The sequence below is a fragment of the Bradyrhizobium sp. USDA 4503 genome, from assembly GCF_054055815.1.
In genome coordinates this window covers 5081244-5103786 of the sequence record NZ_JBSRXS010000001.1, presented here as the reverse complement: position 1 = coordinate 5103786, position 22543 = coordinate 5081244, and the positions used below count along the sequence as shown (strand labels likewise).

At 65.4% G+C, this 22543-nt stretch carries 16 protein-coding genes; 7 read left to right on the top strand and 9 right to left on the bottom strand.

The features are described 5' to 3' along the window. The first annotated feature begins 100 nt into the window (after nt 1-100). Complete coding sequence (locus ACVMIH_RS24515; protein ID WP_456864466.1) at nt 101-1264, top strand: IS4 family transposase; 1164 nt, start codon at nt 101-103, stop codon at nt 1262-1264. A 173-nt stretch (nt 1265-1437) separates the two neighbouring features. After that, nucleotides 1438-3528, top strand: a complete 2091-nt coding sequence (locus tag ACVMIH_RS24510; RefSeq protein ID WP_456866545.1) for a tetratricopeptide repeat protein — start codon at nt 1438-1440, stop codon at nt 3526-3528. 7 nt (nt 3529-3535) lie between these two features. On the opposite strand, the gene ACVMIH_RS24505 is transcribed toward ACVMIH_RS24510, so the two are convergent. Beyond that, nucleotides 3536-5266: an ATP-dependent Clp protease adaptor ClpS gene (locus ACVMIH_RS24505; protein ID WP_456863619.1), complete on the bottom strand. Its 1731-nt coding sequence runs from the start codon at nt 5264-5266 to the stop codon at nt 3536-3538. A 310-nt stretch (nt 5267-5576) separates the two neighbouring features. Between ACVMIH_RS24505 and ACVMIH_RS24500 the strand changes: the two genes are divergently transcribed. From ACVMIH_RS24500 to ACVMIH_RS24490, 3 genes are all read left to right on the top strand, one after another. Then, nucleotides 5577-7922 carry a mechanosensitive ion channel family protein gene (locus tag ACVMIH_RS24500; RefSeq protein WP_253588666.1) on the top strand — a complete coding sequence of 782 codons (2346 nt, stop codon included), beginning with the start codon at nt 5577-5579 and terminating at the stop codon, nt 7920-7922. A gap of 355 nt (nt 7923-8277) precedes the next feature. Then, nucleotides 8278-9378: an LLM class flavin-dependent oxidoreductase gene (locus ACVMIH_RS24495; protein ID WP_076831185.1), complete on the top strand. Its 1101-nt coding sequence runs from the start codon at nt 8278-8280 to the stop codon at nt 9376-9378. A gap of 109 nt (nt 9379-9487) precedes the next feature. Beyond that, entirely contained in the window at nt 9488-10042 is a 555-nt protein-coding gene (locus tag ACVMIH_RS24490) for a flavin reductase family protein (RefSeq protein ID WP_057018925.1), read from the top strand. Nucleotides 10043-10255: 213 nt separating this feature from the next. On the opposite strand, the gene ACVMIH_RS24485 is transcribed toward ACVMIH_RS24490, so the two are convergent. Continuing rightward, on the bottom strand, nt 10256-10732 hold the full coding sequence (locus ACVMIH_RS24485; protein WP_057018924.1) for a hypothetical protein: 477 nt from the start codon (nt 10730-10732) through the stop codon (nt 10256-10258). Between the two features lie 391 nt (nt 10733-11123). On the opposite strand from ACVMIH_RS24485, the gene ACVMIH_RS24480 reads away from it, so the two are divergent. After that, nucleotides 11124-11879, top strand: coding sequence for an SDR family oxidoreductase (locus ACVMIH_RS24480; protein ID WP_057018923.1), 756 nt, complete (start codon nt 11124-11126; stop codon nt 11877-11879). A 9-nt stretch (nt 11880-11888) separates the two neighbouring features. On the opposite strand, the gene ACVMIH_RS24475 is transcribed toward ACVMIH_RS24480, so the two are convergent. The 5 genes from ACVMIH_RS24475 to radC all read right to left on the bottom strand — a co-directional run bounded on the left by ACVMIH_RS24475 (nt 11889) and on the right by radC (nt 19277). Then, nucleotides 11889-12293, bottom strand: a complete 405-nt coding sequence (locus tag ACVMIH_RS24475) for a hypothetical protein (protein ID WP_057018922.1) — start codon at nt 12291-12293, stop codon at nt 11889-11891. Then, the gene (locus ACVMIH_RS24470) at nt 12293-13876 is read right to left on the bottom strand and encodes a tetratricopeptide repeat protein (protein ID WP_057018921.1); all 1584 of its coding nucleotides are present in this window, start codon (nt 13874-13876) and stop codon (nt 12293-12295) included. The genes ACVMIH_RS24475 and ACVMIH_RS24470 overlap by 1 nt, the downstream gene beginning before the upstream one ends. 83 nt (nt 13877-13959) lie before the next feature. Then, nucleotides 13960-15825, bottom strand: coding sequence for a sigma-54-dependent Fis family transcriptional regulator (locus ACVMIH_RS24465; protein WP_057018920.1), 1866 nt, complete (start codon nt 15823-15825; stop codon nt 13960-13962). A 250-nt stretch (nt 15826-16075) separates the two neighbouring features. Next, entirely contained in the window at nt 16076-18199 is a 2124-nt protein-coding gene (gene glgX, locus ACVMIH_RS24460; RefSeq protein WP_456863614.1) for a glycogen debranching protein GlgX, read from the bottom strand. Between the two features lie 364 nt (nt 18200-18563). After that, nucleotides 18564-19277, bottom strand: coding sequence for a RadC family protein (gene radC / locus ACVMIH_RS24455; RefSeq protein ID WP_057019521.1), 714 nt, complete (start codon nt 19275-19277; stop codon nt 18564-18566). A gap of 124 nt (nt 19278-19401) precedes the next feature. Between radC and ACVMIH_RS24450 the strand changes: the two genes are divergently transcribed. Further along, on the top strand, nt 19402-20121 hold the full coding sequence (locus ACVMIH_RS24450) for a DNA-3-methyladenine glycosylase I (RefSeq protein ID WP_057019520.1): 720 nt from the start codon (nt 19402-19404) through the stop codon (nt 20119-20121). Nucleotides 20122-20146: 25 nt separating this feature from the next. Here ACVMIH_RS24450 and map read toward each other — a convergent pair whose 3' ends face one another. Both map and ACVMIH_RS24440 read right to left on the bottom strand, forming a co-directional pair. Then, complete coding sequence (map, locus tag ACVMIH_RS24445; protein WP_016844429.1) at nt 20147-20971, bottom strand: type I methionyl aminopeptidase; 825 nt, start codon at nt 20969-20971, stop codon at nt 20147-20149. Between the two features lie 167 nt (nt 20972-21138). Continuing rightward, complete coding sequence (locus ACVMIH_RS24440; protein WP_057019519.1) at nt 21139-22455, bottom strand: mechanosensitive ion channel family protein; 1317 nt, start codon at nt 22453-22455, stop codon at nt 21139-21141. Nucleotides 22456-22543: the final 88 nt, after the last annotated feature.

The window sequence follows — 22543 nt, the reverse complement described above, 5'->3', positions numbered from 1 at the left end:
GCAGGGGTGTCCGGGGAATGATTCACTGTGTCGCGGTGCATGCTCGGCAGGACCGAGGCAAATCGGTCTTTTCTGGTTGTCGAGACACAGAGGGCCGAGCATGCGATATCGCGGTAGCATTTTTGGAAGGCTGCTTGAACCGATCAATCGACGGCAGTTTCAGACGGTTGTGGATCGTCTGGACGGGGATGCCTACGACAAGTCGTTCAGGAGCTGGGATCATCTGGTGGCGCTGATCTATGCCCAGCTTAGCGGCCACAGCAGTCTGCGCGGGGTGGTGACTGGCTTCAACGCCAATTCGCAGCATCACTATCACTTGGGAACCGGCAAGCTGTCGCGCTCGACGTTGTCCGATGCCAATGCCCGCCGTCCGATCGGCATTTTCGCGCAAACCTTTGCGGCGCTGTCGGCGATGGCGCGTCGCCAGCTGCGGAGTGAAGGCATGGAGATGGTGCGTCTGATCGACGCCAGTCCGATCCCGCTCGGCAAGGTCTGCAGTTGGGCGACGTGGAACGGCCGCATCCGCGGCATGAAGCTGCATGTCGTCTACGACCCAAGGAGCGATGTCCCGACCTGCGTCGAGATGACGGCCGCGAACGTCAATGACATCGAGATCGGCCGACAGACCCCAATCCAGCCCGCCACCACCTATGTGTTTGACAAGGGCTATTGCCGTTTCGACTGGTGGCAGAAGATCAATGATAGCAAGGCTTTCTTCGTTACCCGGGCGAAGACGAGCATCCGTCTTCGCTCGCTCAGGCATCGCGCCATCCGCAAGCGTAACGGGGATGGCTTCGAAATCCTTGCCGATGACGAGGTGAAGCTCACCAGCAAGGGCGATTCGCGCCTTCCAATCCCGCTCCGCCGCATCAAGATCAGACGCGAGAAAGGCGGCAAGATCACACTCCTGACCAACGACCTTGCCCGTAGCGCCGTCGAGATCGCCGCCCTCTACAAGAGCCGATGGCAAATCGAGCTGCTGTTCCGCTGGATCAAGCAGCATCTCGATATTCGCAAGTTCCTCGGCGCCAACGACAACGCGATCCGCCTTCAGGTGCTCGCTGCGATGATTGCCTACCTGCTGCTGCGCATCGCCGCTCACACCAACTGCATCAAAATGCTCCCGCTCAGGTTCGCCGAACTCGTCGGCCAGCTCCTGCTCACGCGTCGATCCCTCGCTGCCATCGACAAACCTCCGCCCATCAACCCCAGCCGTCGGAAATCAACCATCTCACCTGACCAGATGGAGCTCCGCTATGCCTGAATTTCCCCGGACACCCCTGCCTTTCAGGGGGAAGGAGAAGAGATCAAGGACCTGCACCTGGGCTTTGATTGTTCAACCGAGATTCGCGTGCCGGATTTCGCGGCGTCGCCCGTTTAATCCGCATCGGGGTCGTTGGCAGGGGCGGTATCGTGGGCAGCGTGGCGGTCGATCGGATGTTGCGGGATGCGGTGGCGCATTATGGCGCGGGCCGCGCGGCGGAGGCCGGCACGCTGTGCGGCGACATCCTCACCGCCGATCCCGACCATGTTCCGGCGCTGCATCTGTCCGCCGTCATCGCCTTCGTGACCGATCGTGTCGCGGAAGGTGCTATGCTGCTGAACCGGGTCTTCAACCTCGATCCGGACCATGCACCGGCCTTCGCCACGCTCGGCGATGCGCTCGCCGTGAAGGGCGAGCACGAAGGCGCGGTGGCGGCGTTCGAGCGCGGCGTGACGCTGCGGCCGCAGGATGCCGGCCTGCACATCAAGCTCGGCGTCGCATTGTGCGATCTGTCGCGCTTCGATGAGGCCGAGACCGCGTTCCGCCGCGCGATCGCACTCGATGGCGGCCTGACGCGGGCGCGGTTCAACCTCGCCGTCGCGCTGGCCGGGCAGCAGCGGCCGGTCGAGGCGGAGCAGGCCTATCGCGAGGTGATCGCGCGCGATCCGGTCTACCGCGGCGTTTGGCTCAACCTCGGCAATGTGCTGAGCGATCAGAAAAGGCACGAAGCGGCCGCCACGGCCTATCGCCGCGGACTTGCCACGGATCCCGACAATGCCGGACTGCATTGCGGCCTTGGCGCGGCGCTCTATCGCCAGGGCTTGCTGGAGGACGCAATCCTGCACTACCGCCGGGCGATCGCACTCGAGCCCGGCAACATTGCGCCGCAGCGCCTGCTGGCGATGGTGCTGCACGAGGCGGGCGAGCGCGAGGAGGCTGTCCGCATCTATCGGCAGGTCTCGGCCCGCGACCCGTCCGATCACGTTATCCTCAACAATCTCGGCGCCGGCCTGTTCGAGCTCGGACAGGTCGACGACGCCATCGCCTGCGCCGAGCTCGCGCTCGCGCTCAAGCCGGACTACGCCGCCGCGCACACCAATCTCGGGATCATCTTCGAGGCGCAGAATCTGGTCGAGGCGGCGGTCGCGGCGCATCGGCGCGCCATCGAGCTCGACCCGCTCTATGCCAAGGGCCACGCCAATCTTGCGGTCGCGCTGCGCAACGCCGGCGAAATCGACGCCGCGCTAGTGGCCTCGCGCCGCGCCATCACCCTCGATCCCACGCAGCCACTGGCGCATTACAACCACGCCCATTTCCTGCTGATGAACGGCGAGTTCGAGGAGGGGTTCGAAGAGTATCAGTGGCGGCGCAAATCCAAGATGCTCAGCGACGGCGATCCGGTGTTCGACGAGCCGGAATGGCAGGGTGAGCCGCTGGCGGGACGCACGCTGCTGCTGTTTGCCGAATACGGGCTCGGCGATGCCATCAATTTCGTCCGCTATGTGCCGATGCTGGCGGGCAGGGGCGGCCGGATCATCCTGCAAGTGCAGCCGGCGCTGGTCGCGCTGCTGCGGCCGATGCTGCCCGATGTCGCGGTGTTCGCGCGCGGCGAGCCGCTGCCGCCGTTCGATCTGCAACTGCCGCTGCTGAGCCTGCCGCGGATCTTCCGCACCACCGTCGAGACCATTCCTGCAGCGATATCCTATCTGCGGGCGGATGCCGTCAAGCTCGCGCGCTGGCGCGAGGCGCTCGCCGGCGTGACCGCGCTGAAGGTCGGCGTGGTCTGGGCCGGCAATCCCAGGCACAAGGGTGACCGCCAGCGCTCGCTGCCGGCGGACGCCGTGCTGCCGCGGCTGGTCACATCAGGCGTGCAGCTGTACAGCCTGCAGAAGGAGCCGCGGCCGGACGATGCTCCGGTGCTGCGGGGCCTTGGCGCCGACATCATCGACCTCGCGCCGACGCTCGGCGATTTCGCCGACACCGCGGCGGCCGTCTGCGCGCTCGATCTCGTCATCGCCGTCGACACCTCGGTGGCGCATCTCGCCGGCGCGCTCGGCCGCCCGGTCTGGATGCTGTGTCCCTATGCGCTCGACTGGCGCTGGCTGCGCGATCGCGCCGACACGCCCTGGTATCCGACCATGCGGCTGTTCCGCCAGGACAGACCGCAGGCCTGGGATCGCGCGCTGGCGCGCGTGTCGGACGAACTCGCGCGGCTCGCCGGCGGCGAGCGCGAGTTGCTATTGCCGGCACGTTTAGTGCGTTGACCGGCCATCACCCCGCACTCATCCCCTGCGCGCCGCCGAGCAGCTTCACGTTGAGCCGGCCGCCGTCGAACAGCATCTCGTTCAGCGCTGCGCCGATGTCGTCAGCAGTGACATCCTGGCCTCCCCCGCGGGCGATGCTGGCCTGAGCGATGCGGCGCATCAGCTCCTTGATGAATGCGGCGCTGACCCCGGCGGTGCGCTGCACCGCTGCGTCAACCACGGGCGGTTCGAGCGGCAGGCCCTTGCCGTACAGTCGGATCAGCTTGCCGCGCCCGGTCTCGTCGGGCACCGGCACCTCGATGGCCTGGTCGATGCGGCCGGGCCGGCCGGCCAGCGCGCCTTCCAGCTCCTCGGGCCGGTTGGTGGTCAGCACGAACAGGATGTCGCAGTCCTCCTTCAGGCCGTCCATCTCGTTGAGCAGCTTGTTGAGCAGCGATTCTTCGCACGGTCCGCCCATGTCCTCGCGGTCGCGTGCGATCAGGTCGACGTCCTCGATCACGACCATGGTCGGCTGCAGCAGCCGCGCGAGGCTCATATAGGCGCCGAGCAGGCCGACCTGCTCGGCGGTGATGATCAGTGTGGTGTGATCCGGCAGGTTGGTGGCGAGATAGCGAATGGTGTGGGTCTTGCCGGTGCCGGGCGGGCCGTAGAGCAGGATGCCCTTGCGGGTCGACTGCCCGAGCTTGCGCAACAGATCGCGGCTTTCGACGAAGTCGAGCACGTTGCGGTCGAGCAGCCGCAGCGTCCGGTCCGGCAGGATCACGTCATCGCGCGCGACCGTCGGCAGGCGATGCACGGTCACGCCGCGGGCGCGGCCGCGATAGTCGGCGGCATCCTCGAGCGACAGGATCTTGCCGCGATAGGATCGTGCCGCGTGCACGGCCGCTTCCAGCTCGGCAAAGGTCCGCTGCACCAAGGCGTTTCCGGCGACGCCTGCGGGCACCGCGAGCTCGATCCGCAAGCCCGGCTCGGTCTGATAATCACGATGGTAGCTGAGCAGCACCGCGTAGCGCAGCTCTCCGGTTTGGCATAGCCACAAGCCATTGGTCAGGCATTTCACCGACTCAGGCTCGCCAACGTCGACGTCGTGATACTGCGGCGGCGCGATCGGCGGCGCGTTGCGGCTGTTCTCCATCAGCGAGGCAATCGCGAGGGTCTCATAGCGGTGTTGCTCATGAATGCCGAAGAAATGGATCGGCACATCGAACAACCTGTCGATCGCGATCTGAACGTCCGCTCGCATGTGACCGGGAAATTGTCGCGACCGGGTCATGATCTGATTGCGCGGCGTCCCGGCAAAATGCCAATCGAGCGCCATGAAGGCATATCTGAACTCCTCGCTCGGTAGATTTTCCGAGCTTGCCCGCGCGGCGATCAGGCAGTTGCCGCACAGGCAGACTGTCCGGCGGATGAGAAACACGTCGGTGACGGGCTCCAGCGCGCCACAGAGATCGCACGGCCGGGCCGCGTCGGCGGCCGATGCGGTGATCAGCAATGGATGCCCGTTGTTGCGGATCAGCTGTTGGGCGGACTCCAGCAGTGCCTTGGCCACCGTCGCGGGATAGGGGCCGCATGCGAATCCGTTCTGGGCCTCGATTCGCGCGGTGACGGCAACAGCCTCTTTCCGGGACTTGCCGAATACCGTGCGCAGCAGGTTGCGCATGAATTCTATCGGTGTCTCGTCGTCATCATGGATGAAGAGCCTGACCGGACCGTTCTCGGCAAAAACGTCGTGCATGAAACCCCCGAAACGCAATTGGGAACAAAAGAACAAAGTAAGAACATCACGGCGGCTCCTGCGCGTCAAGCGAAAGATTCTGCGGTCTCACCCCTGACGTGTAGTGAGCCGGCCGGGAACGCGCACTGGAAGTGTAAACGCGGCTCAACGCCTGTGACGATTGTGTTGCGGCAAATGCCAAGAGATGGCCGTCACAGCGGCAAACTTCCGACACACCATCGGGGCGAAAAGGAGTATCCGACATGGCGCGAGCGCGAGAGCAGATTCCTCCCAAGGGTTTGCGGTCGCGCAGTTATTTTATGAGGCCCTCGTGTCGCACAAACTTCGCCTTGCGCTGCTTCTCGTCTTCACCTTGTTCGTCTCTCCCGCGCTGGCGCAGCCGGCCGCCAAGCCGGCGCCGCCGCAACCCGCTACCGGCGACGCGCTGACGCCCGAGCAGGCGAAACGTGCGCTCGACACGCTGCAGGACGACAAGAAGCGCGGCGAGATCATCAACACGCTGCGCGCCATCGCCAATGCCTCGCCGCAGGCGGCGGCCCAGCCGGCGCCTGCGCCGGAGCAGCATTCGCCGATCCCGCTCACCGCCGACAGCCTCGGCGCACAGCTGTTGCTGATGGTGTCCGAGCAGGTCGGCGAGATGTCGCGCGAGGTCGCCGACGTCGCGCGCACGCTGACGCATTTCCCGGCGTTCTACTACTGGTTCGTGCGTACCGCCAACGATCCGGTCGCCTATGGCCTCCTGATCGATATCGCCTGGAAGCTGGCGCTGGTGTTCGGCTGCGCGCTGGCCGCCGAATGGGTGGTGTTCCGCCTGATCAAGCGGCCGGTCGCGTTCCTGGAAGCGCGGCTGCCGCAGACCGCGCGCATGCCGGTGCAGACGCTCGCCATCGTCGATCCGCCGTCGTCGGTTGCCGACGTCACGCCGGCGCCCGAGTTGCAGCGGCGCCGGCTCAGCCTGGCGCGGGCCTGGCAGTCGCTGGTCCGGCTGCCCTTCGTGCTTGGGCGCCTTTTGCTCGAATTGCTGCCGGTCGTCGTGTTCGGCGGCATCGCCACCGCGCTGCTCGGCACCGAGATCGGCGATCAATCGACCACGCGGCTCGTGATCCTGGCCGTCGTCAACGCCTACGTGTTCTCGCGCGTCCTGATTTGCGCGGTGCGCGCGCTGGCGGGGCCGTTCGGCCTGTTCCGCGTCCGTGCCGAGACCGCGGCCTATATCGAGATCTGGGCCCGGCGCATCGTCGCCGTCGGCGTCTCCGGCATCGCCTTTGCCAATGTCGCGCTGCTGCTCGGGCTGCATCGCGCCGGCTATGCCGCGCTGATCCGGCTCGTGATGCTGGTCGTGCATCTGTTCGTCGTCGTCATCATCCTGCAGTGCCGCCGCCAGGTCGCCGACGCCATCCGCGCGCCGGCCGATCGCACCGGGCTTGCGGCGCGAACGCGCAACCGTCTCGCGGCGCTCTGGCATGTGCTGGCGATCGCGCTCGACCTCGCGCTGTGGGCAGTGTGGGCGCTCAACATCCGCAACGGCTATTCGCTGCTGCTGCAATATTTCGTCGGCACTGTCGCGGTGCTGCTGGTTACCCGCCTCGTCACCATGGTGGTGCTGAGCCTGATCGATCGCGGCTTCCGCATCAGCCCGGAGCTGATCCAGCGCTTCCCGGGGCTGGAGACGCGCGCCAACCGCTATCTGCCGCTGCTGCGCAAGGTGGTCACGGCGGTGATCGCCTTCATTGGCTTCGTCGCGCTGCTCGAGGTCTGGGGCGTCGATGCCATCGTCTGGTTCTACGGCGGCCAGATTGGAAGCCGCCTGATCTCGGCGCTGGTGACGATCGGCATTGCCGCGCTGGCCGCGGCCGTGATCTGGGAAGTCGCCAATGCGCTGATGGATCGGCAGATCGAGACCCTGTCGCGCGACGGGCATTACGCCCGCGCCGCGCGCTTGCGCACCTTTCAGCCGATGCTGCGAACCGCGCTGTTCTGCATGATCGTCGCGGTGGTCGGCCTCACGGCGCTCAGCGAGATCGGCGTCAATGTCGCGCCGCTGCTCGCCGGCGCCGGCATCGTCGGCATCGCGATCGGCTTCGGCTCGCAGAAGCTGGTGCAGGACCTCATTACCGGGCTGTTCCTCCTGATCGAGAACACCGTGCAGGTCGGTGACAACGTCACGGTGTCGGGCCTCTCGGGCGTGGTCGAGAACGTCTCGATCCGCACCATGCGGCTGCGCGCCGGCGACGGCTCGGTGCACGTCGTGCCGTTCAGCGCGGTGACCACGATCACCAACTCCAGCCGCGGCGCCGGCAATGCCGCGGTCAGCGTCAACGTGTCCTACAAGGAGGACACCGACCGCGCCGGCGAGGTGCTGAAGGACATCGTCGCCCAGATGCGCCAGGAGACGGCGTATCGCGCATTCATTCGAGGCGACCTCGAATTGTGGGGCGTCGACAAGGTCGACGGCTCGGTCGTGACCATCGTCGGCCAGATCCGCTGCACCGATAGCGGACGCTGGGCGGTGCAACGCGAGTTCAACCGCCGCATGAAACGGCGCTTCCAGGAGGAGGGCATCGAGATCGCCTCGATGGGCCAGACCATCCTGATGCAGCTTCCTCCACCCTCCGAGCCCGATACCAACGCCCAGCCGCGCCGCGCGGCGGGCTGATCCGGCGCTCCGCTTCACCTCGCCCCGCTTGCGGGGAGAGGTCGAATTCGAGTGAAGCTCGAATTCGGGTGAGGGGGAGTCTCCGCGAGAGTATCTGCTTCCGTGTGTGCGAAGGCAGCCCGAGCCAACCAGCGGGAATGCTTGCCGGCGCGTCTCATGGTTGCGACACGTCTCGCGACGGTGAGACGCCGCCAGCCTTGCCAAGCCCGCTGACCGGCGCGCAGCCGGCCGAAATCCGGCCGTTCTCACCCATTCCCTGCGACTTCCTCCGCTGGCACAGCGCTTGCTGATCGTCATGCAATGCGCGGCAAGACGCATTGCACGACTGAACCCAACGCGAAGGAAGGAAACGCACATGGAGCTTGGATACTTCACCATGCCCTCGCACCCGCCGGAGTGCGGATTGAAGGAGGGCCACGACTGGGACCTGCAGACGCTGCGCTGGCTCGACGAGCTCGGCTACCAGGAAGCCTGGATCGGCGAGCATCACACCGCACCCTGGGAGCCGCACCCGTCGCCCGACCTGCTGGTGGCGCAGGCGCTGCTGCAGACCAAGAATCTGCGCATCGGGCCCGGCGGCTTCCTGCTGCCGTATCATCATCCCGCCGAGCTCGCGAACCGCGTTGCGATGCTCGATCATCTCTCGAACGGGCGCCTCAACTTCGGCGTCGCGGCCTCGGGCCTGCCCAGCGACTGGGCGATGTTCAATGTCGACGGCATGTCGGGCCAGAACCGCGACATGACCCGCGAGGCGCTCGAGATCATCCTGAAGATGTGGTCCGAGCCGGGACCCTGGACGCACAAGGGCAAGTACTGGACAGTGAGCAAGCCGGACACGATGTTCGACTTCCTCAAGCCGCACATCAAGCCGTTGCAGGGGCCGCATCCGCCGATCGGCGTCGCCGGCCTGTCGAAGAATTCGGACACCTTGAAGCTCGCCGGCGAGCGCGGCTTCATCCCGATGAGCCTCAACCTCAACCCGGCCTATGTCGGCAGCCACTGGGATTCGGTCGAGGCCGGCGCCGCCAAGACCGGCCGCAAGCCGAGCCGCAAGGACTGGCGGCTGGTGCGCGAGGTGTTCGTGGCGGATACCGATGAGGAGGCGTGGAAGCTGTCGACCGGCGACATGATGGGCCGGATGATGGGCGAGTACTTCCTGCCGCTGCTCGGCCATTTCGGCTTCAAGGACTATCTGAAGCACGCGCCCGACGTGCCCGACAGCGACGTCACCGTCGAATATTGCGCACGCCGGAATTGGATCGTCGGCTCGCCCGCGACCGTCACCGAGAGGATCGAGAAGATCTACCGGGAGGTCGGCGGCTTCGGCGTCCTCTGTGTGTTCGGCTTCGACTACAAGCACAAGCCGGAAGCCTGGCGGCACTCGCTGGACCTGCTCAAGAACGAGGTGATGCCGCGGCTCAAGCATCTCGGAGCCGAGTTCGAGAAGGCTGCATGACAGCTGCGCGGGGTGCGGGGCTTGCCTCGCACCCCGCCTCGCATATCTTGAACGAAGTGTTTTTACCGAAGCATGATCCGGCGGATCATGCTCAGACAGGGTTTGCGGCATGACGGTCGACGCACAGAGTTTCAAGCAGGCGATGCGCCATTGCGCGGGCGCCGTCGCGCTGGTGACGGTCGGCTCGGAGACCGGGCAGCGCACCGGCCTGACCGTGACCTCGGCCTGCTCGCTGTCGGACAATCCGCCCTCGGTGCTGGTCTGCGTTAACCGTAACGCCAGCGCGCATCAGCGCATCCGCGAGGAGCGCCATTTCGTCATCAACTTCCTGAACGAGGACCACGCGCTGCTGGCGCTGACCTTCTCCGGACAGAAGGGCGTCAACGGCGACGACCGTTTTGCGTTTGGGCGCTGGACCACCGGCGCCACCGGCGCCCCGGTGCTGGAGGATGCCGTCGCGGCGTTCGACTGCGTGCTGGCGCAGGAGCTCGAGACCAAGACCCATTCGATCTTCATCGGCGAGGTCCAGCACGTCCGCGCCGCGACCACAGTCGACCCGCTGATCTATCTGCGCTCCGGCTTCCAGAGCGTGCGCAACATCCATGATCCGGTCGAGCTCGGCGACGTCGATGCGCGGCGTGTGAGCTGGAACGAATTTTCCTGAAACGTACTGACATCTGCGAGGCGGACGGGTCCAGGTACCCGATCCTCTCTCAATCGTTTGAGAGCTGTCGGGCTGCGTCGCCTTGAGGGCGCAATGCTGACGACCCGTCTTGCACGCGTTTGATGGCTTTGGCCCGGCCGTGCGACCGCTGGCCGAGCCAACGCTCATGTGAGGCGTCGCTGTCCTTGCCGTGGTCCCGCGGACGCTGCGCTGCTATGACCCCGGCGTTCTCACGACCAGTTTGATGTTCAGAAGATTGACCCCCTTGAAGGGGTTCGGCGCGCTTTCGATCGTTCCTGTGCCCGTTGCATTCGCATAAGCGCCCGTGCCCGAAAGGATCGTATATTCGCCGTTTGATTTTCCGTCCTTGATCGCGCCGGTGTAACGCGCGGTGATCGCGCCTTCCTCGAACGTGTAGGTGCTGTAACCGTAATAGGAGCCCGAGCCCTTCAGCATGTCTCCTGAATGGACGAACTCCTTCACCCCGATATGGCCATCACTGAAGATGGCGACACCAAAGAACTTGCCGGAAACGACCGTCTGCCCCTCGACGTTTGCTGCCTCGATGACCTTGACGTCGACAGGCTTGGTGACGAGCTTGAACTCGAGCACCTTCTCACCCGCTAACGCGGTCGACCCCGCAACGACGATTGCCACGCTGGAAACGAAAAAGGTGATAAAATTCCGCATAGACTCCTCCTGCGTTTGCTGAAATCAAATCAAGGAGTGCACAGCGGGCTATACGTCATGCCCAGCATTTGCGTTGCAGCACGAAAGAGAGCCCGCGGTTATATCCCGGCAGCGGCCGAAGCTTTCGGTACCCCAGCACGCTGGCTGGAACGCACGCATTAGTCTACGCGACGGTAGGAGGTTCAGCAAGCGTAGACACCAACGGCTCATGCTCGTCAGACGACGCATCGGATGACAGGTTCCGCGACATCAGAACAGCCGTGGCATGCTATAGTGTGGTTGCTTGCGGGAGAGCGATCGAGGAGGTAGCGCGACGTACCCATGACGATTTCCGCCGGCAAATCCGGCAAGCATGTCTCAAGAAACCTCGTTACCGACAAGGAGTATCACCATGAAGATCGTTGTGATCGGCGGTACCGGACTGATCGGCTCAAGGACCGTTGCCATTCTGCGCCAGCGCGGCCATGACGTCGTCGCCGCCTCGCCGAAGAACGGCATCAACGCCATCACCGGCGAGGGGTTGAAGGAGGCGCTGGCCGGCGCGGCCGTGGTGATCGACCTCGCCAATTCGCCCTCGTTCGAGGACAAGGCGGTGATGGAATTCTTCGAGACCTCCGGCCGCAACCTGCTGGCGGCGGAGAAGCCGGCCGGCGTCAAGCACCATGTCGCGCTGTCGATCGTCGGCACCGACCGCACGCCCGAGAACGGCTACTTCCGCGCCAAGGTGGCGCAGGAGAAGCTGATCGAGGCGTCCGGGATTCCCTACACCATCATCCGCGCGACCCAGTTCATGGAATTCGTCGGCGCGATCGCCGATGCGGGCGCGGTTGGAAACACCGTCAGCCTCTCGCCCGGCCTGTTCCAGCCGATCGCGGCGGAGGACGTGTCCGCGCTCGTCGCCGATATCGCGCTCGAGCCGCCGCGCAACGGCATCGTCGAGATCGCAGGTCCCGACCGCGCGCCGTTCAACGAGATCGTGGCCCGCTACCTGAAGGCAAAAGGTGACCCGCGCGAGGTGGTGAAAGACCCTGACGCGCTTTACTGGGGCGGCCGGGTCGAGCAGCACTCGCTGGTGCCGCTCGGCGAGGCGCGCCTCGGCCGCATCGATTTGAACGAATGGCTGCGCCGCGCGCGACCGGCGGCCTGACGGTATCGGCTATTTGAGCCACACCAGCAGTGGGACGGGTGCGCGTCCTTCGCAGGACAGCGTGCCCTCGTAATTGCGCGTCTTGCGGGCGCTGTAGGTGCAGGGCGCGCCGTCCAGCACCAGCTCGGCGGTGACCTGCGAATCCGCGCCCGTGATTTGCAGCTTGATTTCTCCGGCGCGTTCGTCCGGCCCGTCCTGCGTGCAGATGCCCACATGCTTCATCTTGAGCGGTCCGGAGAATTGCCTCGGCGCGCCCGGCGCGCTTTCGGTGAGATGTCCGGTCAGCTCCCATTCGCCGAGCACGCCGGCCTGGCCGAGGATCTCCATCGCACTGAGTGTCGGTGTGTGGCAAAGCGTTAGCGCAACGGCGCCGAGCAGCGCCGCACCGCCGTTGCGCCATGTCGCCCGTGGCATCACAGCTTGCTTCCGGTAGTCTGGCGCAATTCGATCAACTCCGGCCGCGACAGATCGGCATCCGCGGTGAGCCGGGCAATCTGATCAGCGCATTCCCGGATCTTGGCCTGATCGCCGGCCGCCTTGGCGCTCTTGACCATGCCGAGATAAGTCGCCAGCCGGTTGGGCTCCTTCTTGAGCACGGCTTCATAGGCGGCGAGCGCCTCCCTGGCCATGCCGCGATCGAGCAGCATCGCCGCGTAGAGCTCGCGCGCCGGCGCCAGCGGTCCCGGCGTGACGGGGTGCTTCTCGGTCTTGTCTTCCGCCTCCGCGGCGGCATTCATCGCGCTGAGCGCATCGTCGTATTTGCCTTCCGCGTACAGCACCCAGGCGCTCGCGATCTGCTGCTGGATGTCGACGATGTTGGACCAGTAGGCGTCCTTGGCGTCCTTCAACTTGTCGCACAGCTCGATCAGCTTGGCGACATCGGCTTTGGCGGCGGCGGGGTCACCGGAGCGCGCGGCGCCGACCGCGCGGGCGAAATAGGTGATGGCATCCGCATAGGCGTATTTGGTGGGATGCACTTGAAGCGCGGCGGCACCCTTCCAGTCGCCGCGTTCGAAGACATAGCGGGCCTGGCTTGCCGCCACCGCGAAGGGGCCTGCGAACCGGTCGAGCTTGAACTGGAGCTTGCCGAGCTCGTCGATCACAGCACGTGCCTCCTTGTCCTGGCCGAGCTGGAGATAGGCATAGACCAGATAGTCCATCGCGTGCGCCTGGTCCTGCTGTTCGCCGTCTTGCTTGGCGATGCGCGCGGATTCCTTGTTCGAGGCGATCGACTCCTTCCAATAGCCGACGCGCGTGAAGATGTGCGACGGCATGTGCTGGGCATGCGGCGCGTGTTCGGCGATCTTGGCATAGCGCATCGCCGCGGGGAGGCCCTTCTCCGCGAGCGCCGGGTAGTCGTAGAGATGGATCAGATAGTGGGCGATGCCGGGGTGCTCGGGCTGGCGCTTGAAGATCGGTTCGAGCAGCGCCGCGCCCTTCAGCTGGTTGGCGTAGGTCTTGTCGCCCGGCGAGGCCGCGACGTTGAGCGTGATCGCATAGGCGATCTGCGCCTCGTCATCGTCGGCATAGTGCATCGCGACCTGCTCTTCGGCGGCGAGGAATCGCTGCACGCGGGTGCGGTGATCGACCTTGTCGTAGTCGACATACATCGCCGCGATCGCATCGATGTATTCGCGCTCGCGCGGGGTGCCGGCATTCAGCGCCTGGCCTTTTTTCGCAGCTTCAAGGCCGAGCGGAAGGTTTTCCGGCGGCGGCGGCGCGTGCGGATTGTAGAGATAGCTGAGCGCGATGCCCCAATAGGCGATGGCGCATTGCGGGTCGGCCTCCAGCGCCTCCTCGAAGGTGCGTCGCGACGCGCTGTACCAGAACGAATGCTGATACAGCATGGCGCGATCGAACAGCTCCTGCGCTTCGGGCTTGCAGGATGTTACAAAATGGACTTTGCCCAATCGTTGCTCAGTGGAATCCGAGGCGGCAGGCTGCGAAATGGTCGCGGCAATGAGGCCAACGACCACAGCGAGGGGAAACCGTGTCATGGGACCCGCTCCGTGGCGTTGAAGGCGAAAACCGTACGATATCACCTTTCCCGCACCGCCGGAACAGCAGGGGCCGTTCTGGTCTAGCTGTCCAGCGCGATCCCTAACGCCTTGATCTTCCGGTACAACGTCGCGCGGCTGAGCCCGAGCGCCTTGGCCGCGTCCGTCACTCTTCCGTCATTGGCGCGCAATGCATCGATGATCGCGGTGCGCTCGCTCGCTGTGTGATCGGCCTCCGCGCCGCGTGCGCTGAACGGCGGCAGATCGAGATCGGCCTCGGTGATGACGCCGTCCTCCGCGGTGGCGCCGGCGAGCCGCAGCACGTGGCGAAGCTGGCGCATGTTGCCGGGGAACGGATAGGCCATCAGCTGCGCCCAGGCGTCGGCCGCGATGCGGCAGTGCGGCGCTTCCTCGTCGGCGATCTGTGCGATGACGTCCTTGCGGTCGGCACGCTCGCGCAACGCGGGCAGGCGGATCTCCATGCCGCGCAGCCGATAATACAGATCGGAGCGGAAGCTGCCGTCCTCAGCCATCCGCGCCAGGTCGCGGTGCGTGGCGCTGATCAGGCGGATGTCGACCGCGACAGGCTTCAGCGCGCCGAGCGGCCAGACCTCGCGGTTTTCCAGCACGCGCAGCAGCCTGGTTTGCAGCGAAAGCGGCATGTCGCCGATCTCGTCGAGGAACAACGTGCCGCCGCTGGCTTGCACGATCAGCCCCTTCGATCCCTCGCGCCGCGCGCCGGTGAAGGCGCCGGCTTCGTAGCCGAACAGCTCGGCATCGATCAGGCTCTCCGGCATCGCTGCGCAGTTCAGCGCGACGTAGTTGCGGCCGGCGCGATTGCTCGCCGCATGGATGGCGCGCGCGAACACGTCCTTGCCGGCGCCGGTCTCGCCATGCAGCAGGATCGGCAGATCGAGATTGCCGACCGTCATCAGCCGCTTCACGCCCTTGATCAGCACGGGATCGCGGCCCGCCAGCCGGTGCAGGCCGGAAAACTGTCCGGCCGGCTTTTCGCGCGGCGGTGTGGATGGCAGGCGCGGCGAACGCGCCCGCACCGGCGGCGCCAGATGGCCGCGTCCCCACGGCGTGCCGTCGGCGCGGCGCAGCGCGACCTGCTCGTCCGCGGCCCGTGTCGCGCGATCGTCGAGTTGAATAAGATGCGACAGGTCGATGCCGTCGTCGATCATCGCATCGGTCAGGCCGAACGCCGCGCGCGCGGTGCGGCAGGCGCCGACGACACGGCGGTCGTCGTCATAGGCCAGCATGCCGTGCCCGTCGCCGGGCAGCATCGCGATCCAGGAGGCGCGGTAGCGCCGGCGGAAGAACGACTGCTCGATCCGCCGCGTCGCCTCCGTGGTGACGGCGAGCGCCAGCTCATGCGCGCTGCGGCCGAGGTCGCTGCGGCACGAGGTGATGTTGACGGCGCCGGCGAGCCGCCCGGCATGATCGAACAGCGGCGACACCGCGCAGGTGAACATGTGCCACTGCTCGCGGAAATGTTCGTCGCCATGCACCAGGATGGGCCGCTGCTCGGCGAGCGCGGTGCCAAGCCCGTTGGTGCCCTCGAACGTCTCGGCGAAGTTCGAGCCGGTGTAGATCTTCCACTCAAGGAACATCCGCGCGTAGTCGCCCCCGGGCAACCGGCTCACCAGCATGGTGGCGTTGGGGTCGGCGAGATTGACGCAGTAGCCGGAATCGTGGAGCACGCGGGCGAGGTCCTCGAGCTCGGGGATCGCGACCTGGATCAAATCCTCCATCGGCTCGGCGATGTGCCGGATCTCGGCCTCGGTCAGGGTCTGCGGCGGCCCGCGCCGGGCCGGATCGAGGTTGTGATTGACCAGGCAGCGCCGCCAGGACGCGGCGATCCGCGTCTCGGTGTCGACGCCGGCCACCTGGTTGGCCGCCGACAGAACACGGGCGACGTGATTTGAGGCCGAAAGGTTGGCCATCCAGAGGTCTCCACCCCTAATTTTCCGCGAAGTCTGGCAGTCCGCGGCCGAATGTCAATTGGCCGACGGCGTCGCGGGACTCTTACCTCCCCTTGCAAAGGGGAGGTCGCTTTGCTGATGAAAGCAAAGCGGGTGGGGATCTGCTCTCTTGCAGCATCGCCTGCGGCTGACCCCCATCCCGACCTTCCCCCTTTCAGGTCCTTTCAGGGGGAAGGAGAAGGCGGATCGCAGCCCGAGTGGAGCCAACGGGCTACGGGGATGACTTCACCTCGCCAGCGGTGAAGAGCACGAACGAACGCCCTACCGCCTTGTACGTGCCGTCGAACGCAAACTGCGCGCCTGCCGGCTGTTCCGGCGCGTTGGTGTCGAGCAGCCGCGACCAGCGCGGTCCGGCTGACGTCGGCGGCAGCTTGAAGTCGACCTCGCCCTCGTAGCTGTTGAGGATGACAAGCACAGTGTCGTCCTCGCCCTCACGCGCGATCGCGGTCTTGCGCGCGCGGCCGTCGAGCACGACGCCGAAGCATTTGATCCAGCCGGTGCTCCAGTCGGCCTGCGTCATCTCGGCGCCTGTCGTGCTGATCCAGACCACGTCGCGAATCTCGAGTTGGGGATCGCGATCGCCGGAGAGGAAGCGGCTGCGGCGCAGGATCGGGTAGTCGCGCCGCAGCTTGATCATCCGCTTGGTGAAGGCGAGCAGCTTCCCGCCGTCGTCGGAAAAATTCCAGTCGAACCACGAGATGTCGTTGTCCTGGCAGTACGCATTGTTGTTGCCGCGCTGGGTGCGGCCGAACTCGTCGCCGCCGAGCAGCATCGGCGTGCCCTGCGAGGCCAGCAGCGTCGCCAGCATGTTGCGCTTCTGCCGTTCGCGCAAAGTGCGGATATCCGGATTGGAGGTCGGGCCCTCGGCGCCGCAATTCCAGGAGTGGTTGTCCGACGAGCCGTCATTGTTGTGCTCGCCGTTGGCCTCATTGTGCTTGTTGTTGTAGCTCGCCCAGTCGTTCAGCGTGAACCCGTCATGGGCGGTGATGAAGTTGACGCTGGCCCAGGTGCGGCGGCCCTCGTGGTTGAACACGTCGTGCGAGCCGAGCAGCCGCGGTGCCAGGCTGCCTGGCGCCGCCTCGCCGCGCCAGAAATCGCGCACAACGTTGCGGTATTTGTCGTTCCACTCCGCCCAGCCCGCCGGGAAGCCGCCGACCTGGTAGCCGCCGGGGCCGCAATCCCAGGGTTCGGCGATCAGCTTGACGGTCGCGAGCAGCGGGTCCTGGTTCATCGCCTTGAGGAAGCCGGACTGCTCGTCGAAGCCGTAGACCTCACGTGCCAGGATGGTGCCGAGATCGAAGCGGAAGCCGTCGACATGCATGTGGCCGGCCCAGTAGCGCAGGCTGTCCATCACCATCTGGATCACCCGCGGATGCGACAGGTTCACCGTGTTGCCGGTGCCGGTGTCGTTGATGTAGTAGCGCCGCTTGTCCGGCAGCAGCCGGTAATAGCTCGCATTGTCGATGCCCTTGAACGACAGCGTCGGGCCGCGCTCGTTGCCTTCGGCGGTGTGGTTGTAGACGACGTCGAGAATGACTTCGAGGCCGGCGCCATGCAGCCGCGACACCATCTCCTTGAATTCGCGCAGGCTGTTCGGCACGTCGGCGGCGTAGCGCGGATCCGGCGCGAAGAAGCCGATGGTGTTGTAGCCCCAGTAATTGGTGAGGTGCTTGTCCAGCAGGTTGCTGTCGTTGATGAAGGAATGCACCGGCAGCAGCTCGACCGAGGTGATGCCGAGCGCCTTGAGATGGTCGATCGCAGCGTTCGAGCCGAAGCCGGCATAGGTGCCGCGCAAATGTTCGTCGATGCCCGGGTGCTGTTTGGTGAACCCCTTGACGTGGGTCTCGTAGACCACGGTCTCGTCCCAATGCACGTCCTGCCGCTGCGCCTCCTGGACCCAGTCGAAATTGGGATCGACCACCACGCATTTCGGCATGAACGGCGCGCTGTCGCGCTCGTCGAAGGTGAGGTCGTCGCCGCTCTCCATCTTGTAGCCGAACACCGCCGGATTCCAGGTCAGGCTGCCGGCATGGGCGCAGGCGTAGGGATCGAGCAGCAGCTTGTTCGGGTTGAAGCGGTGGCCGCCGTCCGGCTGGTAGGGACCGTAAACGCGATAGCCGTAGAACGTCCCCGGCTGCACGCCATTGATGAAGCCGTGAAACACCTGGTCGGTATATTCGGGCAGCTCGAAGCGGTGCGTCTCGCGCTCGCCGTCGAACAGGCAGACCTCGACCTTGGTCGCGTTGGCGGAAAACACCGCGAAATTGGTGCCGTGGCCGCTCCAGTGGGCGCCCAGCGGATAGGGCAGCCCCTCCTCAATGACGTAATCGGACATCGGTCCCCCAAGGCCCCTGACAGGCCGTCAGATCAATCTGCAACAAACGCCGCCGCGCGGGAAACGTTGCATGGGCTAGTTTAGCGGCAGTTACGCTTGGTTCGTATGACGCGGGCGGAACGAGATGCAAGGCTCGGCAAGAGATGTCGCGAGAATGCGGTCGTATGACTCTCTGCCACAATCTCGATGTCGTCCCGGGCAAGCGCTGCGCGACCCGGGACCCATAACCACGAAAGCAAATTGGCTTGCAAAGCTGGAGCCACAGCGTGCTTCGACAACGCAACTCCGTAGTTATGGGTCCCGGCCCCCGTGTGCAATTGCGCACTAAGCCGGGACGACAGCGGAGGGCTTGTTGAGTGCAATGCTAAATCAGCCGCATGCCCTTGAAGCTGGTATGCCCGTTCTTGCCGACGATGATGTGATCGTGCACGGCAATCCCGAGCGGCTTTGCGATGTCGACGATGGCTTTCGTCATCTGGATGTCGGCCTGCGACGGCGTCGGGTCGCCGGACGGATGGTTGTGCACCAGGATCAGCGCGGTGGCGGACAATTCCAGCGCGCGCTTGATCACCTCACGCGGATAGACCGGGGTGTGATCGACGGTGCCGGTCTGCTGCACCTCGTCGGCGATCAGCTGGTTGCGCTTGTCGAGGAACAGGAGGCGGAACTGCTCCTTGTCGGCGAACGCCATGCCGGTGCGGCAATAGTCGATGACGTCGTTCCAGGACGACAGCGCGATGTTGCGCCTGATCTCGCCCTTGGCGATCCGGCCGGCGGCTGCGGCGAGCAGCTTGATCTGGTTGATCGAGGCATCCTTGACGCCCTCGACCTCGCGCAACCGCGCCACCGGCGCGTGCACCACCTCGGCGAAGGAGCCGAACTTCTTCAACAGCGCCTTGGCCAACGGCTTGGTGTCGCGGCGCGGGATCGCGGCGAACAGCGCCATTTCCAGCAGCTCATAGTCGGTCAGCGCGTCGGGACCGGCCGCATAGAAGCGCTCGCGCAGCCGTTCGCGATGGCCGTGATAATGTGGCGTCTCGTCGGGCTGATCGGGGCTGTCACTGGCTTTGGCGGGCATCGGCTACAACCATGCCGTGCTCGCGGCGATTTGCAAGAGCCGATGCAACTGCCGGGTTTGCCACGATGCTTCGGGCGAATTACCGTCGGCGGCAACGGTTCGAGAGCAAGAGGGGGAGGGCGGCGTGACATCATTCAAGGTGATCCGCTCGCGCGCGGAGAAGCGCAAGGGCGGGCCGAAGGCGCTGGAGAAACTGCTGCGGCCGCCGGCGGGCGCCAAGGCGCTGGCAAAGCTCAGCGACGACCGCGTGCTGGCCGAGATGACCAGGCGCGTGTTCTGCGCAGGCTTTGCCTGGAGCGTGATCGACGCCAAATGGCCGGGCTTCGAGGAGGCGTTCCTCGGCTTCCAGCCCGCCAAGCTCGCCTTCAAGCCCGACGAATTCTGGGAGAAGCTCGTCAGCGACGCCAGGATCGTGCGCAACGGCGCCAAGATCATGTCGGTGCGCGACAACGGCCGCTTCGTGCAGGAGATCGCGCGCGAGCACGGCAGCTTCGGCAAATTCCTTAGCGCCTGGCCGTCATCGGATGAGGTCGGACTGCTGGAGCTATTGGCCAAGCGCGGCAGCCGGCTCGGCGGCAACACCGGACAGATGCTGCTGCGCTTCCTCGGCTGGGACGGCTTCGTCACCTCGCGCGACGTCGTCGCCTGCCTGCGCGATGCCGGCCTCGATATCGCCGAGGAGGTCAAGTCGAAGCGCGATCTCGCCAAGGTGCAGGCGCAGTTCAACGCCTGGGCGGAGGAGACCGGACTGTCCTATCTGCATCTGTCGCGGATCTGCGCGATGTCGATCGGAGAGAACCACACGCCCGAGGAGATCATCGAGCGCACGCGCAGCGATTATTGACGAGGACGGTTACAGCTGAACCCGATTAGACCTGAACCCACGGCTTCTCGCCATGGCGTTCGGACAGCGTGAAGATCTCGACGCCGTCGGCGGTGACGCCGACCGAATGCTCGAACTGCGCCGACAGCGAACGGTCGCGGGTCACCGCGGTCCAGCCGTCGGACAGGATCTTCACATGCGGCTTGCCGAGATTGATCATCGGCTCGATGGTGAAGAACATGCCGGGCTTCAGCGGCGCGCCTTCGCCGGGGCGGCCGATATGGATGATGTTCGGCTCGTCGTGGAACAGGCGGCCGAGGCCGTGGCCGCAGAAGTCGCGCACCACGCTCATGCCCTGCGGCTCGACATAGCTCTGGATGGCATGGCCGATATCGCCGGTGGTGGCGCCGGGCTTCACCGCGGCGATGCCACGCATCATCGCCTCATAGGTCACCTCGATCAGCCGCTCGGCCTTCCGCGCGATGGCGCCGATCGCATACATGCGGCTGGAGTCGCCGTACCAGCCGTCGACGATGAAGGTGACGTCGACATTGACGATGTCGCCTTCCTTCAGCGGCCGGTCGCCCGGCATGCCGTGGCAGACCACGTGATTGATCGAGGTGCAGGTCGAGTAGCGATAGCCGCGATACATCAGCGTCGCCGGATAGGCGCCGTGGTCGAAGGCGAACTTGCGAACGAACTCGTCGATGACCGAAGTCGGGATGCCCGGCTTGACGATGTCGGTGAGCGCATCGAGGCATTTCGACACCAGGGCGCCCGCCTTGCGCATGCCGGCAAAGCCGCTCGGTCCGTGCAGCTTGATCTGACCGGTCTTGCGAAGCGAGGTGTCGGTGGCGTCGATATAGCTCATGGGCGGGCTGTTTCTGCGGGCAAGGGGCTGATTTCAGGCCCTAATTTAATGATCGGCGCGCCCGGCGCAAGCCAAGGTTGGGCATGGGGACATGCCCAAACGGCTTGATTTTCAGGCCATATCCGGAACAGCGGCCACCGCTGCGGCGAAAAGACCGCGCTCAAGCGCTAATTGGAGACCTCGACCACGCTCTCGACCGGCAGCGCGCCGCCGCGGATGCGGAGTTCCCGCACCGGGTAGGGCACCCTGATCCCCTCCTGCTTGAAGGCGTCCCACAGCGACAGCATGACGTCGCTCTTCACATTGTCCATGCCGTCGGGGTCGGCGATCCAGAAGGTCAGGGAGAATTTCATCCCGGCCTCGGCGAACTCGGTCAGGATGCAGTTCGGCGTCCGGCCCTTGGTGGCGCGCGGATGGGCCGCCGCGGTCGTGATCGCGAGCTTGCAGACCTGCCGCGGATTGGCGTCGTAGTTGGTGGAGAAGGCGATCTTCACCAGCGTGTTCTTGTCGGTATAGGTCCAGTTGGTGACCTTCTGCGTCACCAGGTCCTCGTTCGGGATCAGGAACTCGCGGCCGTCGCCGGCGGCGACCGAGATGTAGCGGGTCTTCATCGCGCTGATCCGGCCCGAATTGTCGCCGATCGTGACGAGGTCGCCGGGCTTCACCGATTTGTCGACCAACAGGATCAGGCCGCTGATGAAATTGGCGACGATCTTCTGCAGGCCGAGACCGATGCCGACGCCGGCCGCGCCGGTGAACACCGCAAGCGCCGAGAGGTTGATGCCGACCGCGCCGAGCGCGATCACGATCGCCGTCACCATCAATCCGATGCGGATGATCTTGACCAGCAGCACCTGGATCGACGGCGTCAGATCGGTGGCGCGGTTGATCCGGCTCTCGGCGAAATTGCCGGCGAGGTTGGTCAGCCACAGCGCCACGATCAGGAGCGCGCCGGCCTTGATCAGCAGCAGCGGCGAAAGGCGGAGGCCGCCGACCACGACCGCATATGCATCCAGCGTGTCGGCCGCCCAATCGAGCTGGCCGATGATGCTGAGGGCGGCGACCACCCATGCCGCGATCGAGACTGTTTTCACGATGAAGGCGTTGTCGATCACCGAGGTGACGAGGCGGATCACCAGCCAGGCCAGCGCCAGCTTGGCGGAGACCGCGATCAGATAGCTGCGGCTCGGCCAGGTCGCGTGCCACATCACGATGCGGGAGATGATCATCAGGACCGCGAACACGGCGGTGGAAGCGCTCTTCACCATCACGCGGGCGAAGTGCCGGAGCGGCAGCGGCCAGCGCATCGCCAGCGACGACATGTCGACCCGCGCATGAATGGCGGTGTCGGCGGCGTAGGCGAGGCCGGCGGCGGCGAGGATGATGCCGAATTGCAGATAGAACCAGGGCGAGGCGACCTCGGCGCCGACCGAGCGCGCCGCCATTTGGATCGATTCGAGGACGTCCTTCCAGTTCATGTCCATCGGCAAAATCTCAACTCGAAGCGCGGGTCAGCCAAATGTGATTCGAATGCCCCGCGAGAATCCCACAAAGGCGCACACGCGACCATCG

Excerpts from the sequence above, each read along its gene's own strand:
- ACVMIH_RS24465 (WP_057018920.1), bottom strand. The coding sequence starts at position 15,825 with ATGGCCAACCTTTCGGCCTCAAATCACGTCGCCCGTGTTCTGTCGGCG.
- ACVMIH_RS24510 (WP_456866545.1), top strand. The coding sequence starts at position 1,438 with ATGTTGCGGGATGCGGTGGCGCATTATGGCGCGGGCCGCGCGGCGGAG.
- ACVMIH_RS24475 (WP_057018922.1), bottom strand. The coding sequence starts at position 12,293 with ATGCCACGGGCGACATGGCGCAACGGCGGTGCGGCGCTGCTCGGCGCC.
- ACVMIH_RS24515 (WP_456864466.1), top strand. The coding sequence starts at position 101 with ATGCGATATCGCGGTAGCATTTTTGGAAGGCTGCTTGAACCGATCAAT.
- radC (WP_057019521.1), bottom strand. The coding sequence starts at position 19,277 with ATGCCCGCCAAAGCCAGTGACAGCCCCGATCAGCCCGACGAGACGCCA.
- glgX (WP_456863614.1), bottom strand. The coding sequence starts at position 18,199 with ATGTCCGATTACGTCATTGAGGAGGGGCTGCCCTATCCGCTGGGCGCC.
- ACVMIH_RS24485 (WP_057018924.1), bottom strand. The coding sequence starts at position 10,732 with ATGCGGAATTTTATCACCTTTTTCGTTTCCAGCGTGGCAATCGTCGTT.
- ACVMIH_RS24470 (WP_057018921.1), bottom strand. The coding sequence starts at position 13,876 with ATGACACGGTTTCCCCTCGCTGTGGTCGTTGGCCTCATTGCCGCGACC.
- map (WP_016844429.1), bottom strand. The coding sequence starts at position 20,971 with ATGAGCTATATCGACGCCACCGACACCTCGCTTCGCAAGACCGGTCAG.
- ACVMIH_RS24440 (WP_057019519.1), bottom strand. The coding sequence starts at position 22,455 with ATGGACATGAACTGGAAGGACGTCCTCGAATCGATCCAAATGGCGGCG.
- ACVMIH_RS24495 (WP_076831185.1), top strand. The coding sequence starts at position 8,278 with ATGGAGCTTGGATACTTCACCATGCCCTCGCACCCGCCGGAGTGCGGA.
- ACVMIH_RS24480 (WP_057018923.1), top strand. The coding sequence starts at position 11,124 with ATGAAGATCGTTGTGATCGGCGGTACCGGACTGATCGGCTCAAGGACC.
- ACVMIH_RS24490 (WP_057018925.1), top strand. The coding sequence starts at position 9,488 with ATGACGGTCGACGCACAGAGTTTCAAGCAGGCGATGCGCCATTGCGCG.
- ACVMIH_RS24505 (WP_456863619.1), bottom strand. The coding sequence starts at position 5,266 with ATGCACGACGTTTTTGCCGAGAACGGTCCGGTCAGGCTCTTCATCCAT.